Origin of the sequence: Actinoplanes xinjiangensis (assembly GCF_003148685.1) — a bacterium.
Taxonomy (GTDB): domain Bacteria; phylum Actinomycetota; class Actinomycetes; order Mycobacteriales; family Micromonosporaceae; genus Actinoplanes; species Actinoplanes xinjiangensis.
Genome location: NZ_QGGR01000029.1, coordinates 105,124 through 119,622, shown reverse-complemented (window position 1 = coordinate 119,622; position 14,499 = coordinate 105,124). Strand labels below are relative to the sequence as shown.

Sequence of the window (14,499 nt, the reverse complement as noted above, 5' to 3'; positions counted from 1 at the left end):
CGGTCCGTGTCTTCCACAGAATCCCGTTGATCACCTGCCGGTGATCACGCCACCGCCCGCACCGACGGCCAGGAACCGGCAACACCGGCTCGATCACCGTCCAGGCCTTATCCGTCAACTCGCCACGACCAACACCCGACACATCAACCAGAACTGATCAACTGATCGGCAGGACACGGCCTAGCAAGGTCCACAGGATGACGGCGCATTTTCCACAGGGTCGAGTTGTCCACAGCGACGCAGCGCCGAACCGTGCCCCGCACCTAACGTCGGCCGCAGCCGTCGGCGGACGCCTTTGACAAGCCGTTCCGCAACGGAGCCGAACGACTGCCCATGACGGTCCGAGGCGCCCGCCGACGGCCGCCGGGCTCCGTCCGCCTGACTGCACCTGTCCTCTCCTCGACCAGAGCCGTCCGCCCACGTCCCCCCAACAACGTTCCGTCCCCCACCGCCTCGCCCGATCGGCGATTCCGGGCGGGAGGCGTCGTCAGGCTGATTCGGGCTCGATCAGGCAAACGCATCTGATTTCCGGGCTTGATCAGGGTGAAGACGTCTCGGCTTCCGGGCTTGAAGAGGTGAAGAAATCCCGGCTCGAAAAGGCAAGACGTCCCGGCTTGAACCGGTAAGGCGTTCCGGCTCGAACAGGCAAGACGTCCCGGCTTGAACAGGTAAGACGTTCCGGCTTCCTGCCGGACAGGCGAAAGACTTGGAGGTCTGATGCCCCGCAAGAGACCGGCGCCGGCCGATGAGCGTCTTGACCCCGTGCGATGGCGCCGGCCGAGCCGTGGCACCCTGCTGCGCCTGGTCTCGGTCGCCATGTTGTTGATCACGGCCGCCGCGGTCCTCTGGCTCAAACCGACCGGATGCGTCCCGACCGGCGCCACACCACAGACGTCCGAACCGTCCGGGCGGATGTCCTCCTCACCGGGCCCGGCGCGAGCCACCACCAGGCCGATCCCACCGGGAAGTGTCGGGGTGCCGGTCCGGCTGGCCGATCCCACGGCGCTGACCGTGGTCCGCCCCGGCAATCGGGTGGACCTGCTCCGGATCGACGGCGAACGCGACCGCACCACCGCGGTAGCCAGCGCGGCCCTGGTCCTGGAAGTGACCGGCGCCGACGACCCGGTGGCCGGCGGGCTGCTTCTGGCGCTCCACCCGGATGAGGCGAAGCAGGCGGTAGCCACCTCGGGTCGAGGTTTCGCCATCGTGATCCGCCCGGACTGATCCGACCTCTCGCGCCGGAAGTGGCATCGGACGCGACGGCTCGGCGAGAGGAGGCATCGTCAGGGTGACGCAACACGCCGGGCAGGTCGACCCGGCAGAGGGAGATCAGCCCCAGTGTGGCGGACGGTCCTCGAGCAGGCGGTCGTCATTGGAGGAGGAATGCTCGCCCCAGCCGCGCTCGGTGTCGTCTCGGGTCTGCTCGGGCAGCACCGGAGCCTCTTCGGACTCGAAATCGACCTCACGCTCGGCGTCGTTGTCACGCTCAGGGTCGTCCAGGATGTCCACGACTAAGAGGGTAAGCCGACAGCGGCGCGGCCGTCGTCCCCCTCCGGTTGTACCGTCGGTGAACGTGAGCTCCCCCACCAGCGTCCCGGACGATGACGCGTACTGGCAGCGGCCCGATCCGGCTGCCGAGCCGCTCGGCCGGCCCGAGCCTGTCCCACCGGCTCGGCCCGCCGACTATCAGGGACCGCCACGTGCCGATCCGCCGCCGGCCGACTGGCGGCCGCCGACGATCGCTCATCCTCCGTCGCCCCGGCAGTTGCCGCCGCAGAACTTCGAGGCTCTCGACGACGCGGAGGGCTCGGCACGAACCGTCACCTACGGCATCGGCCTGGTCGCCGGCGCCATCGCCCTCATCATCGTCTGCCTGCTCTGCGCCCGCCTGATCTTCTGACCCGGCTACGCCCTGGCCCGGCTACGCCCCGACCCGGCTGCACCCTGACCCGGCTACACCCTGACCCGGCTACGCCCGCCTGATCCTCTGACCCGACTACGCCCGCCTGGTCTACTGACCTGGATGCCGGGTGGACCGCCGGCCCTCGGACAGGGGCCGGCGGCCCGACACCGAAGCCGGGACGGACGAGCGACGGTCAGTAAGTTCCCCACACGGCGGTCGCGCCTGAATCGCCGGTCTCATAGAGGTACCAGGCGCTCAGACCGCCCAGGACCAGCAGGACCACGGCGAAGGCCAGGTCGACGATCTTCGGGAGGGCGCGCGGGTTACGGGCGGTCAGAACAACCAGGATCAGGCTGAGCACGCCGAGGGCGAGGGTGAGCCAGAACGTGGTCGTGCCGTTCGACATGTGCCCGTCGAGGATCTCCTTGCCCTTCGGGGAGACGCTCTCCGCGCTGAGCAGGCGGTTGTAGAACTCGGTTCCGGAAAGCTTGGTGATCAGGGCGGCGACCGGCGCGACGACGGCCAGCAACGCCACCGCCCAGCCGATCCGGGGGCGCAGGGCTGCGGCGAACCCGTAGACGATCGCGCCCAGGGCCAGCAGAGGCACGAATATGACGGCGGCGTGGAGCACGAGAACGTGCACCGGCAAACCGTTGACCTGGTCTAACACCATTCCTCCTCATTCCCGGCAGCGCTTCGAGCGGTGGCGCTCCGGGTGTAGGCCAGCTTAGGAGTCGTCTGACTGCGCAAACATCCCCTGAGGGCCAAGTCGTGATCTAACCGCATCCCCAGGACTTCACCGGGGTACGACCGGCGGCACGTCTGGAACGAACGGGGTACGACCGGCGGCACGTCCCGAACGACCGGGGTACGGCCGACGCACGTCCCGAACGACCGGGGTACGACCGGCGCACGTCCCGACGACCGTCGAAGTCGTCGGCGACCACCTGGGCCGGTCGTCACGCTCCCGGCCACAGCGGCCCGGATGGGACCGCCATCCGGGTTGGTGAATTCGGGCGCGCGTGTTGTCATGGATGAATGTCGACCGGTGCGGAACTCCTGCGTGAGCACGGTTTGCGGGTCACCCGTCCCCGCCTCGCCGTGCTCGAGATTCTGACCGGTGGCGGGCATCTCGAGGTGGACGAGATCGCCCAGCGGGTGCGGGGCCGGCTCGACTCGGTGTCGACGCAGGCGATCTATGACGTGCTCGGCGCGCTGTCCCGGGCGGGGCTGGCCCGGCGGATCGAGCCGTCCGGCGGCCCGGCGCGTTATGAGGCCCGGGCCGGCGACAACCACCACCACATCGTGTGCCGTGGCTGCGGGGCGATCACCGACGTCGACTGTGCGGTGGGCGAGCGACCATGTCTGATGCCGGCCGAGGTGCACGGTTTCGAGCTGGCCGAAGCGGAGATCACCTTCTGGGGCCTGTGCCCGCCCTGCCAGGCCCGGCGCGAAGCCGACATCGTCTCCTGACCGGCCACCGCCTGCCGTGACGATGCGCGCGGGATGTGCCGGGGCCGGAAGCGTGGCACGCTGGATGGCATGTCGAAAGACGTAGGCCTGTTCGGACCGGACTCGGTCACCTGGAAGCTGCATCAGGAGCCGATCCTGATGATGGGCGGTCTGCGGTCGCTCTACCTACAGGCACTGCACCCTCGGGCGGTGGCCGGGGTGGCGCAGAATTCGGGATATCGCGACGACCCGTGGGGCCGGCTGATCCGCACCTCCGACTACGTCGGCACCGTGATCTACGGCAGCACCGATGAGGTGCACCGCGCCGCGAGCCGCGTGCGGCGGCTGCATGCCGGTATGACGGCTGTCGACCCGGGTACGGGTGAGCGCTTCCGCATCGACGAACCCGACCTGTTGCGCTGGGTGCATGTCGCTGAGGTGGAGTCGTTTCTGACGACCGGGGTCCGGGCCGGGGTGCGGCTGACCCCGGAGGAGGTGGACGGCTACTACACGGAGCAGTTGCGGTCCGCCGAGCTGGTCGGTCTGGATCCGTCGACGGTGCCGTCGACGGCCGCCGAGGTGGAGGCCTACTTCGCGGCGATGCGGCCGGAGCTCGAGTTGACCCGGGACGGCGCGGAGGCGGCGCTGTTCCTGACGGTGCCGCCGGTGCCGGACCACTGGGGTGGGCTCGCGCTGCGTCTGGGGCTCACGCTCGGTCCGGCACGCTGGGCCTATCTCGGTGTGGCGAGCACGGCGATCGGGTTGCTGCCGGCCTGGGCCCGCAAGATCTACGGCGGTCTCGGCTGGCCCACGACCGACCTGGCCGCCGGCCTGTCGGTGCGCGGTCTGCGAGCCCTGATCGCCGCCGTCCTGGCCACCCTTCCCCAGCAGTACCAGGTGGCCCCGATCCGCCGCGCCGCCCTGGAGAGAGCCGGCCTGGCCTGACGAATCCGCGGCACGGAGAAAGCAACACGGAGACGCAAGAGGCAACGCGGAGACCCGAGACGCAGCGCGGACACCGCGTGCAGAGGTCAGGCGCTCAGATGCTCGACCGCCGTCCACGGCTCCTTGGCCGCCACGGAAGCGCCGGCCGGGCACACCTTGCGGAAGTCGCACCACCCGCACAGCGAGCCCGGATTGACCGGGAACTCCGCATCCGGATCGGCACCGCCGGCCACCGCCTTCTCCGCCGCCATGATGTCCTGCGCCGTCTCCTCGGCGCGCCGCACCTGCCGGGCCAGGGACTCCTCGGTGTGCTCGTGCGTCACGACCGTCCCGGTGGGCAGGTGGTGCAGCTCGACGCGGCGGCATGGTCGGCGGAACATCCGCTCGGTGGCGAACGCATACAGCGCGAGCGCCTGGGATCCGCGGGCGTCGTCGGGCGAGAGCCCGGACCGGCCGGTCTTGTAGTCGACGATGACGGCCTCCGGCCCGGCCGGCCCGACGCGGGTGTCGATCCGGTCGGCCCGCCCGTTGAGTGCGAGGACGCTGGTCTTGGCGGCGACGACCCGCTCGACACCCAGCGGCTCGTCCTCCGGGTCGAGGGTGGCGACGTAGCTCTCCAGCCAGTCGAGGGCCCGCTGGTAGGCGACCCGCTCCTGGTCGACGTCGCGGTAGCCCTCACGCACCCAGGTGGCCTTGAGCAGGGTGGGCAGCGACTCGGGGACGCGCCGCTCGGTGGGCGCCATATACCAGTTCTTCAGCGCGGTGTGCACGCTGGCGCCGAGCGAGTTGTGCGCCCACGGCGGGCCCTTGGGTGGGCTGGGACGATCGATATACGAATACCGGTACCGCCGGGGGCAGTCCGTGTAGGCCCCGAGCTTGCTCGGCGTGCAGACGAAGAGTCGCTCGGGCATGCCGGCGAAACCGAGCTGCTCGGGAACGGCGGGCTTGGTGGCACGTCGTGTGGGGGGCACGTTCCCATCCTGCCAGCACCCCCCGACAGTTTCCGTCAGGGCAGCGCGGAGTACGACTTCACGAACGCGTTGATCGCATCGGCGATGAGCTGCACCGCGATGGCCGCCAGGAGCAGGCCCGCGATGCGGGTGAGGACCTCGATGCCGGCCGGCCGGAGCAGCCGGACGATGCCGCCGGAGAAGCGCAGGACGAGCCAGACGCAGGCCATCACGGCGAAGATCGCGGCGGCGAGGACCAGGTACTCGTCGGCGCTCTCGGCACGCTGCACATACAGCATGGTGGCGACGATGGCGCCGGGCCCGGCCAGCAGCGGGGTGCCGATCGGGACGAGGGCGACGTTGCTGGTGCCGCCCTGTTCGGCGGGCTCATCGGTCTTGCCGGTGAGCAGTTGCAGCGCCACCAGCACGAGCAGCAGGCCACCGGCTGCCTGGAGGGCGGGCAGCTGGACGTGCAGGTAGTCGAGGAGGGTCTGACCGGCGACGGCGAAGCCGACGATCACGCCGAGGGCGAGCAGCACGGCCTGGGTCGCGGCCCGGTTGCGTGCCTTGGCCGGCATCGCTCCGGTGAGGCCGAGGAAGACCGGGACCATGCCGGGCGGGTCGACGATCACCAGGAGCGTCACGAAGAACTCGCCGAACAGCTTGACATTCACCCGTGCAGGCTATGGGCCGTCACCCGTCGGCGCAGTCGGGTGCGGCGAGCGTCACCCGAGGACCGGCACACCGGCCGCGGCGGCGACGATCTTCTCGTACATCGCGGGGTCGGTGGTGAAGGCGCCGAGTTGGACGGTCTTGTGCGTACCGTGGAAGTCGGAGGATCCGGTGACGACGAGGCCGAGCCGGTCCGCAAGTGCCCTGACCTGCGCCCGCTCGGCGGGCGAGTGGTCCTCGTGGTCGGCCTCCAGGCCGAAGAGCCCGGCCTCGGCCAGGGCGGCGATGAGTTCGTCGGGCACCACCCGGCCGCGTTTGGTCGCCCGGGGGTGGGCGAAGATCGCGACGCCGCCGGCTTCCCGCACGGCCCGGACCGCATCGAAAACGTCAAGGTCGGTCTTCGGTACGAAGTACCGTGCGCCCAGCCACGCGGACTCGAAGGCCTCGTTCGTGGTTTTGACCAGGCCGGCCCGGATCAGCGCCTGCGCGATGTGCGGACGCCCCACCGAGCCGCCGGCCGCGTATCCCCGCACCTCGTCCCAGGTGATCGGCACGCCGTCGGCCCGGAGTTTGATGACGATCCGTTCGCCGCGCTGCTCCCGGTCCTCGCGCAGGCGGGCCAGTTCGGCCGCGAGCACCGGTTCGGCCGGATCGAAGAGGTAGGCCAGCAGGTGCAGCGGGATGGCCGGCTCGGCGCCGTGCCAGCGGCAGGACAGCTCGGCGCCGCGGACCAGCCGCAGGCCGTCGGGCCGGGCGGCGGCCGCCTCGTCCCAGCCGCCGGTGGTGTCGTGGTCGGTGATCGCCATGACGTCGAGTCCGGCGGCCGCCCCGGCTCGGACCAGTTCGGCCGGGGTGAGCGTGCCGTCGCTGGCGGTGGAGTGACAGTGCAGGTCGATACTGGTCATCACCGTCACGCTACCGCTGGACGCCACCGTGGGTGGCGTCCAGGTCAGGCGTCGTCTCCCTCGTCATCCTTGCCGAGCCGGGCCTCGACGGCCTGCGGCTCGTACATCTCCTCGACCACGCGCAGGTACAGCTCGTTGGGGTTGGGCAGGTGCTTGACCTCGCGCAACGCTTGGTCCTGGCCGGCCGATTCGAGGACGAACGTGCCGTAGCTCAGCATCCGGCCGAGAGCGGACTGCTCGTACTTCATGTCGGTCACCCGGAGGAGGGGCATCATCGCCACCTTGCGGGTGATGATGCCGTTGACCACCATCACGCGCTTGTTGGTGAGGATGAACCTGTCGAAATACCAGTCGAAGACCTCCCAGGCCACCCAGCTGATCACGCCGAGCCAGATCAGCACGGCGACGGTGACGAGGCCGTTGATGTTCTGCTTGGTCAGGAAGCCGGCGAGGTAGCCGAGGAGGAGCGTGGCGGCGGCGCCGATGCCGATCGGCTTGGCCAGGTGGATCCAGTGCCGTTTCCACTCGCCGCGATAGCGCTCGGTGGGGAACAGGTAGCGGGCGACGAGTGTGGTCGGCTCGTCCTCCAGAGGGAGGAAGCGGCGGGGGCCACCACCGCGGTCGAGCCCTTCGAGCTCCTCCGCGGTGAAGCTCGGCGCCTCATACTCGTCGGTCTCGTCGAAGACGTCGTCGGTTGAGCGGCGGCGCCGCCCGTACGCCGGATCGTCCTCATAGGGCTCGCCGTCCGGGTAACCAGGATCGTCGGCCAGCGAGGGGTCACGCCACCCGTAGCTGTCGTCGTCGTCCTGAGGGCGACGGGCGCCCTCACCTCGCAGGTCGCGCGGCTCACCAGGATCCATGTAGAGATGCTATGCGACGAGGTCGGTGAAGAAAGTGCCGAAGCCCTCGGCGATGTCGGCGATCGTGCCTCCGAGTGACTCGAACACCGACGCCGCGGCAGTCGGGTTGAAGGCGATGAAGAAGATCAAGAATGCAATACCAAGCCAGGTGAGGACCTTCTTGACCATGGGGGCCTTCTCCTCCGGTGCGGGTTACGTTCAGCGCCGCGGCAATACCGACGGTATCAGCTTCGTCGCTTCGTGTGAACAAAGTGGCCAGAAAGTCGATTGCCATTGCGACCGGTCACACCTCAGTGATCAGGCGCGACCGTGCAGGTAGGGCGACGGCGCCCCGAACACGAGCTCGGGCGGCACACCCTCGGAGAGATCGTGCAGCACGACGTGCTCCGCGAGAAGATAGCCCGCGCTCGCGGGCCACGCTACCGCATAGAGCCACATTCCTTTTGCCTCACTCACGTACGCGCTGCGATCCTCCGGAGACTTGACACACCACAGTGGAGTGGGGTGTCCCGCCGCCTTGATCTTCGCATGTGGACCGGCGTGGGAGCCGCGATCCGCGAGCGCCTCGGAGAGCAGGTGCCCGGGGTCGAGACCGGGGATGCCGGCGAACCGTGTACCCAGGCCGACGCCGGGTTGTTCGGCGATCAGCACCAGGTCCGCGGGCCCGCCGCCGAGGGGTTCCGGACCGCTGCAGGCGAGGACCGTGGCCCGGACCCCGAACCGGTCGTCACCCGACCAGCCCACCCCGGTGACCATCCACCCGGACGGCAGCGGCCAGGGACACCAGAGCGGTATCCGCTCCGCACTGGTCGCCGATTCCCGCAGCACCGTCCCGACTATCTCCGCGCTGATGTGCTCGGCGACGTGGAACGGCGGAACGTCACCACAGTCGTTGCATCGCCAGCTGCTGTGCATCAGATCCGGCTTCCGGACCTGAGCAGCGCATCTAGGGCAACTCACCGTGACACCCACACTCCATACCGTGGTGGTCGCGCGGCGTGCCGTCAAGCGAATCGGCCGAAGAGGGGCCGATCCAGGTCACTCCGGCGGTGGCCCGGCATGCGCCCGGATCCACGCGTGCATGGCGATCCCGCTGGCCACCCCGGCGTTGATCGAGCGGGTCGAGCCGTACTGGGCGATCGAGAAGAGCTGATCGCAGGCCTTCCGGGCGGGGTCGGACAGACCCGGGCCCTCCTGACCGAAGAGCAGGACGCAGCGGCGCGGCAGCGTGGTCGTCTCCATCGGGCGCGAGCCGGGCAGGTTGTCGATCCCGATGATCGGCAGATCCTCGGCGGCCGCCCAGGTCACGAAGTCCTCGATCGACGGATGGTGCCGCACGTGCTGGTACCGGTCGGTGACCATGGCGCCCCGGCGGTTCCACCGGCGCTGCCCGACGATGTGCACCTCGGCGGCGAGGAAGGCGTTGGCGTTGCGCACCACGGTGCCGATGTTGAAGTCGTGCTGCCAGTTCTCGATCGCGACGTGGAAGCCGTGCCGGCGGGTGTCGAGGTCGGCCACCACCGCCTCGCGACTCCAGTAGCGGTAGCGGTCCACCACGTTGCGCCGGTCGCCGTGCTCCAGCAACTCGGGGTCCCAGTGGTCGCCGGCCGGCAGCTCACCCGTCCACGGGCCCACGCCGACCTCGGTGGATTCGTCCTCGCCCGCAGTCATGGGGCGTTAGGCTACCGATTCGACCGCGGGTCACCGACAAGTGATCACGGCGGACGCCGGAGCCGGTATGCGGAGCGGGTACGAGCGAGATCGAATGCCGAGTCGAAACGGCAGGAGACGCAATGAGCGGCGGGGCCCTCCCCGGCACCCGCCGCCCACGCTCTGTTGGGAAAGAGTTTGCCTTACCGTCCGTATCCATGTGAAGGACTTTCGTTTGTGAGGCAGCTCACATTTAGGTTAGTTAACTATTTCTTTCGACATCCGGGATCGCTCCCACTGTGGCCGCGCTGCCAGGGCAAATCACCTGAATAACAAGATCTGGTATCGAAACGCCAACTCAATCGAGTCAGCAACCAGACACCGAGCGCCTACTTTCAGTTACGCTGGGGCGGCCCGTGTCGTTTACGGGTACAAAACCGGGAACGTGCCGCACGCCACGTGTCGTGGCGCTCAGCCCGGGAATGACTAACGGGTACCCGGAGTTTCACCCGACGAAAGCGATTCCCGCAGACGGAGGCATCATGGCGACGGTTACGCTGACCACAGCTAACTTCGACGAGGTCACCAGCAAGGACGGCATCGTCCTGGTCGACTTCTGGGCCAGCTGGTGCGGGCCCTGCGTCCGCTTCGCGCCGACCTACGAGCGCTCCTCGGAGAAGCACCCGGAGATCACCTTCGGAAAGGTCGACACCGAGGCCGAGCAGATGCTCGCCGCCAAGTTCGACATCCGCTCGATCCCGACGATCATGGCGATCCGCGATGGCGTCGTGGTCTTCGCCCAGCCCGGAGCGCTCCCCGAGTCGTCCCTGGAGAACCTGATCGAGAAGGTTCAGGGTCTCGACATGGCCGAGGTGCGCGAGCAGATGGCCGCACACCGCAAGGGCGCCCACGCCGAGCCGGCCGAGGCCGCTCCGGCGAAGACCGACGAGGAGCCCGCCAAGGAAGAGGCTGCGGCCGGCCGCAGCTGACCCCGTACCGAACGAAAAGGCCCGTGGATCACCCGATCCGCGGGCCTTTCGGCGTACGCTCCGCTGTGTACACCTGTTCGAGCAAGGTCATGGACACGGACTAGAACATGTGTTCGAATACTCGCCATGCGATGGTCCCATCTGTCGGCTCGGCCCGGTGACACCACGCTCGTGGACAGGGCGGCGTCGGCGGCTCCACCCCTGCCGCTGGCGCTGCCCGGCGCGACCGTCCGCACCTTCGACACACCGGGGTTCGCGGGCATGACCTTCTACGAGGTGCGCGCCAAATCCCTGATCAACCGGGTGCCGGGGCAGTCACGGGTGCCGTTCGAGTGGACCGTCAACCCCTATCGCGGCTGCTCCCACGCCTGCACCTACTGCCTGGCCGGAGACACGCCGATCCTGCTCGCCGACGGCTCCACGCGGCCGCTGGCGCAGATCCGTCCCGGCGACGCGGTGATGGGCACCATGGGCGCCGGGGCGCACCGCCGCTACGTGCCGACCACGGTGCTCGACCACTGGGAGACGAGCAAACGCGCGTTCCGGGTCACCCTGGCCGACGGCACCCGGCTGGTCGGCAGCGGCGAGCACCGGTTCCTCACCGACCGCGGCTGGCGGCACGTCAGCCCGGCCGAGCCGCATCAGCCGGCCCTGGCGATCGGTGACCTGATGTTCGGGGTGGGCCGGTTCGCCGATCCCCCCAAGGAGTCGCCGGACTATCAGGCCGGGTTCGTCTGCGGGCTGGTCCGGGGTGACGCCGCCGACGGTGGGACGGCGGTCGAGAGCGACGCCTGGGTGCGGGCCGACGGCTATCTCGACGACGTCTCGCTGACCGAGGCGGTGCGCTGGCCCGAGTCACCGACCGACGACTGGTTCCGCGGCTTCCTGGCCGGCGCGTTCGGCGCGGTCGGCAGCACCGACCGGCTGGCCGTCACGTTCGCGTGTGGCGACCTGCCCTACCTGCGGCGGGTGGCGGAGGCGCTGACCTGTCTCGGCCTGGTCGCCCGGGGCCCGGGTCCGGTGCGGCCCGGCACGGTCGGGCGGGTGGAGACCGAGCGGCATCTCGACGCCGCCCTCCGGTTCCGGCACCTGACCGGCGCCTCGATGGCGCCGCTGGACGCCTCCGGGGTGGGCGTGCGCCGGGAGCGGCGGCTCACCGTGGTCGACATCGAGGATCTCGGGCTCACCCTGCCGCTGTTCGACATCTCGACCGGCACCGGCGACTTCATCGCCGACGGCGTGGTCAGCCACAACTGCTTCGCCCGTAACACCCACACCTATCTCGATCTGGACGCGGGCACCGACTTCGACACCCGCGTGGTGGTGAAGGTGAACGCGGGCGAGCTCATCCGGCGGGAGCTGAGCGACCCACGCTGGTCCGGTGCGCCCATCGCCATGGGTACGAATGTGGACGTCTACCAGCGCGCCGAAGGCCGTTACCGGCTGATGCCGGACATCCTGGCCGCGCTGCGCGACCACGCCAACCCGTTCTCCATCCTCACCAAGGGCACCCTCATCCTGCGCGATCTCGACCTGCTCCGGCAGGCGGCCGAGGTGACCCGGGTGGACCTGTCGTTCTCGGTCGGGTTCGTGGACGAGACGGTCTGGCGTTCGGCCGAGCCGGGCACCCCCAGTCCGCGCCGCCGGCTGGAGGCGGTCCGCCGGCTCACCGACGCCGGGTTCCGGGTCGGTGTGCTGATGGCCCCGATCCTGCCCGGGCTCACCGACACCGAGGAGTCGATCGACGAGACGGTGGCGGAGATCGCCGCGGCCGGCGCCACCGGTGTCACGCCGCTCCCGCTGCATCTGCGGCCGGGTGCCCGGGAGTGGTATGCGTCGTGGATCGGCCGGGAGCATCCGCACCTGCGGCCGCGCTACCGCGAACTGTTCGGCAACGGCTCCTACCTGCCCCGGGCCTACCAGGACGAGATCGGCGCCCGGGTGCGGATGGCGGCCCGCCGGCACGGCCTGCACCATCCATCACCGGCCACCGCCCGCCGGATGCCGCCGCCCACCCCGGCGCCGGCCGGCTCCGACCAGCTCACCCTGCTGTGACGCCGTGAACCCGGCACCGGGCGGCTCACCCCGTGCCGACGAAGATCGCCCGGCATACAGTTGAGGCATGCGGAGTGCTCAGCAGATCCTCGCCGACGCCAAGGTCATCGCGGTGGTCGGAGCGTCCCGCGACCCGTACAAGCCATCGCACACCGTGCCATTGCAGATCCTCCGGCACGGGTGGCGGATCCGGCCGGTCAACCCGTTCGTCGACGAGGTGTTCGGCATCCCGGCGGTGCCCACGCTGGCCGACCTGGACGAGCCGGTCGACCTGGTGAACATCTTCCGCCCGGCGCGGGACGCGGTGGACGTGGTGCGGCAGGCCGTCGCGATCAAGGCGCCGGCAGTGTGGCTGCAGAGCGGCATCGTCTCGGCTGAGGCGCGCCGGCTCGCCGAGGCCGCCGGGATCGACTACGTCGAGGACCGGTGCCTCGCCGTGGAGCGTGCGGTGGGCCGGCTCACCCGGCTGTCCTGAGGCGGAGAAACCCCAGGTGACACCCGGCCGTACGCTGTCGGCCTCCTCCACCCGCTAGACGGTGCGAGGACTTTAGGAGGACGTTCCATGACCTATCCACCGGATCCGTACCAGCCACCGGATCCGTACCGGCCGTCGGATCCGTACCGGCCCTTGGACCCCTACCAGGCCGTGCAGCCTCCGCCCCCGGACCCGACGCCGTCGTACCCGCCGCCCTACACGCCGACGAGTCCGGCGCCGTCGAGCGGCTCGGGCTACCCGCCGCCTCCTCCGTACGGCGGCGGCCCCGCCTATGGCCCGCCGCCGGGCTACCCGCCGCCGGCCAAGTCACCGTTCGGGCCGCCCGGCTACGGGGCTTCGTACGGGCCGCAGAACACCAGCGCAATGGCCATCGCGTCCCTGGTGTGCTCGATCGCCGGTGTCGTGACCTGCATCAGCGCCCCGGTCGGCGTCGTGCTGGGCCACCTCGCGAAGAGGCAGATCCGCGAGACCGGTGAGGGCGGCGAAGGACTGGCCACGGCCGGCCTGTGGGTCGGCTACATCCTGACCGTGATCGGCGTCGTCACGGCGCTCTTCTATGCCGCCATCTTCATCTGGGCGATCGCCGAGGGCACCAACGTGACCACCACCTTCTGACCACGGTGCCAGGGGGCCGGCCGGACCGGTCCCCTGGCGAACCGCCGGTCAGCGGAACTGGGCCTCGCGGACGCTGTTGCCGCCGTCGACGACCAGCATCTGGCCGGTGATGTAGGACGCGGCCGGCGAGCAGAGGAACGCCACCGCCGCGGCCACCTCGTCGGGTGTTCCGGGACGGCCGATCGGCGTACCCAGGCCCTGCTTGATCTCGGTCACCGTGGACGCGGCCGTGTAGATCGTGCCGGGTGCCACACAGTTCACGTTGATGCCGTCGGCGACCAGCTCCATGGCCAGCGCCCGGGTGAGACCGACGACACCGGCCTTCGCCGCCGCGTAGGCGGCCTCGGTGGGCAGCGCGTTCACCGGGCCGGCGGTGGCGGCGAGGTTCACGATCCGGCCCCAGCCCCGCTCCGACATGCTGCCGCAGAACGCGCGGCTGCACAGGAACGCGGTGCTCAGGTTGCGGTCGATCTCCGCCTTCCACTCGTCGTAGGTGAGCTGGGCGACCGGCCGCAGCACCTCGGGACTGGCCCGGCTCGCGAGACCGGCGTTGTTGACCAGCACCTCGACGTCGCCGAGCTGGTCGGAGATGGCGTCGGCGAGGGCACCGACCTCGGACTCGTCGGTGAGATCGGCGACGAAGCCGGTCACCCCGAGCTCGGTGGCGCGGTCATGGATCCGGCGGGTGGTGGACACGATCGCCACCCGGGCACCGAGGTCACGGAGGCGGCGGGCCGTCGCATAGCCGATCCCGTCGGGGCTGCCGGCGCCGGTGACCAGGGCGACCTTGCCGTCCAGCCGGAGCGTGACTGGGGCGTCGCCGGACACCTCGACCAACTCGGCCTCCACCAGATCCTGCATGTCGGAGCCGGCCGGGCGATCCGCGTCGGTGCCGGGCGTGCCGGAGCGGGGTGGCCGGCCGGCAGCGGGGCGAGTCGTGTCGCGCCGGGACGGGCTGCCCCCGGTGGAACGGGCGTCGAAGACCATGCGGCGATCCTGCCTGCTCG

At 70.0% G+C, this 14,499-nt stretch carries 19 protein-coding genes; 8 read left to right on the top strand and 11 right to left on the bottom strand.

The genetic code is table 11. The features are described 5' to 3' along the window. The coding region (locus BC793_RS40325) for a transposase (protein ID WP_146246683.1) at positions 1-142 on the bottom strand (142 nt) is incomplete at its 3' end. 620 nt (positions 143-762) lie between these two features. On the opposite strand from BC793_RS40325, the gene BC793_RS40320 reads away from it, so the two are divergent. After that, positions 763-1,224, top strand: coding sequence for a hypothetical protein (locus BC793_RS40320; RefSeq protein ID WP_239170560.1), 462 nt, complete (start codon positions 763-765; stop codon positions 1,222-1,224). Between the two features lie 105 nt (positions 1,225-1,329). Here BC793_RS40320 and BC793_RS40315 read toward each other — a convergent pair whose 3' ends face one another. After that, positions 1,330-1,509: a hypothetical protein gene (locus tag BC793_RS40315; protein WP_109601886.1), complete on the bottom strand. Its 180-nt coding sequence runs from the start codon at positions 1,507-1,509 to the stop codon at positions 1,330-1,332. A 64-nt stretch (positions 1,510-1,573) separates the two neighbouring features. Between BC793_RS40315 and BC793_RS40310 the strand changes: the two genes are divergently transcribed. Continuing rightward, on the top strand, positions 1,574-1,900 hold the full coding sequence (locus BC793_RS40310) for a translation initiation factor 2 (RefSeq protein ID WP_170167337.1): 327 nt from the start codon (positions 1,574-1,576) through the stop codon (positions 1,898-1,900). A gap of 196 nt (positions 1,901-2,096) precedes the next feature. Here BC793_RS40310 and BC793_RS40305 read toward each other — a convergent pair whose 3' ends face one another. Further along, a complete protein-coding gene (locus BC793_RS40305) occupies positions 2,097-2,546 on the bottom strand; it encodes a hypothetical protein (RefSeq protein WP_239170561.1) in 450 nt (149 codons plus the stop codon). Between the two features lie 395 nt (positions 2,547-2,941). Here BC793_RS40305 and BC793_RS40300 point away from each other — a divergent pair, with 395 nt between their 5' ends. After that, on the top strand, positions 2,942-3,376 hold the full coding sequence (locus BC793_RS40300; protein ID WP_109601883.1) for a Fur family transcriptional regulator: 435 nt from the start codon (positions 2,942-2,944) through the stop codon (positions 3,374-3,376). A gap of 69 nt (positions 3,377-3,445) precedes the next feature. Further along, positions 3,446-4,300: an oxygenase MpaB family protein gene (locus BC793_RS40295; protein WP_203896549.1), complete on the top strand. Its 855-nt coding sequence runs from the start codon at positions 3,446-3,448 to the stop codon at positions 4,298-4,300. Positions 4,301-4,386: 86 nt separating this feature from the next. Here the strand turns inward: BC793_RS40295 and BC793_RS40290 are convergent, their stop codons facing one another. The 7 genes from BC793_RS40290 to BC793_RS40265 form a co-directional block, all read right to left on the bottom strand. Then, positions 4,387-5,211 carry a RecB family exonuclease gene (locus tag BC793_RS40290; protein WP_109601882.1) on the bottom strand — a complete coding sequence of 275 codons (825 nt, stop codon included), beginning with the start codon at positions 5,209-5,211 and terminating at the stop codon, positions 4,387-4,389. 95 nt (positions 5,212-5,306) lie between these two features. Beyond that, positions 5,307-5,924 (bottom strand): MarC family protein, encoded by a 618-nt coding sequence (locus BC793_RS40285; RefSeq protein ID WP_109601881.1) that lies wholly within the window; start codon positions 5,922-5,924, stop codon positions 5,307-5,309. A 51-nt stretch (positions 5,925-5,975) separates the two neighbouring features. Further along, the gene (locus BC793_RS40280) at positions 5,976-6,830 is read right to left on the bottom strand and encodes a PHP domain-containing protein (RefSeq protein WP_109601896.1); all 855 of its coding nucleotides are present in this window, start codon (positions 6,828-6,830) and stop codon (positions 5,976-5,978) included. A gap of 41 nt (positions 6,831-6,871) precedes the next feature. Continuing rightward, positions 6,872-7,687 (bottom strand): PH domain-containing protein, encoded by an 816-nt coding sequence (locus BC793_RS40275; RefSeq protein ID WP_109601880.1) that lies wholly within the window; start codon positions 7,685-7,687, stop codon positions 6,872-6,874. A 9-nt stretch (positions 7,688-7,696) separates the two neighbouring features. After that, positions 7,697-7,855 (bottom strand): hypothetical protein, encoded by a 159-nt coding sequence (locus BC793_RS50415; protein ID WP_170167336.1) that lies wholly within the window; start codon positions 7,853-7,855, stop codon positions 7,697-7,699. Positions 7,856-7,984: 129 nt separating this feature from the next. Beyond that, complete coding sequence (locus BC793_RS40270) at positions 7,985-8,647, bottom strand: DUF6758 family protein (protein ID WP_346265301.1); 663 nt, start codon at positions 8,645-8,647, stop codon at positions 7,985-7,987. Between the two features lie 78 nt (positions 8,648-8,725). Continuing rightward, complete coding sequence (locus tag BC793_RS40265; RefSeq protein ID WP_109601878.1) at positions 8,726-9,358, bottom strand: TrmH family RNA methyltransferase; 633 nt, start codon at positions 9,356-9,358, stop codon at positions 8,726-8,728. A 521-nt stretch (positions 9,359-9,879) separates the two neighbouring features. Between BC793_RS40265 and trxA the strand changes: the two genes are divergently transcribed. The 4 genes from trxA to BC793_RS40245 all read left to right on the top strand — a co-directional run bounded on the left by trxA (position 9,880) and on the right by BC793_RS40245 (position 13,492). Continuing rightward, the gene (trxA, locus tag BC793_RS40260) at positions 9,880-10,326 is read left to right on the top strand and encodes a thioredoxin (protein WP_109601877.1); all 447 of its coding nucleotides are present in this window, start codon (positions 9,880-9,882) and stop codon (positions 10,324-10,326) included. A 126-nt stretch (positions 10,327-10,452) separates the two neighbouring features. Then, entirely contained in the window at positions 10,453-12,381 is a 1,929-nt protein-coding gene (locus tag BC793_RS40255) for an intein-containing Rv2578c family radical SAM protein (RefSeq protein WP_109601876.1), read from the top strand. 67 nt (positions 12,382-12,448) lie between these two features. Beyond that, on the top strand, positions 12,449-12,856 hold the full coding sequence (locus BC793_RS40250; RefSeq protein ID WP_109601875.1) for a CoA-binding protein: 408 nt from the start codon (positions 12,449-12,451) through the stop codon (positions 12,854-12,856). 87 nt (positions 12,857-12,943) lie between these two features. Then, on the top strand, positions 12,944-13,492 hold the full coding sequence (locus tag BC793_RS40245) for a DUF4190 domain-containing protein (protein WP_109601874.1): 549 nt from the start codon (positions 12,944-12,946) through the stop codon (positions 13,490-13,492). A 48-nt stretch (positions 13,493-13,540) separates the two neighbouring features. Here the strand turns inward: BC793_RS40245 and BC793_RS40240 are convergent, their stop codons facing one another. After that, positions 13,541-14,479, bottom strand: a complete 939-nt coding sequence (locus tag BC793_RS40240; RefSeq protein WP_109601873.1) for an SDR family NAD(P)-dependent oxidoreductase — start codon at positions 14,477-14,479, stop codon at positions 13,541-13,543. Between the last annotated feature and the right edge of the window lie 20 nt (positions 14,480-14,499).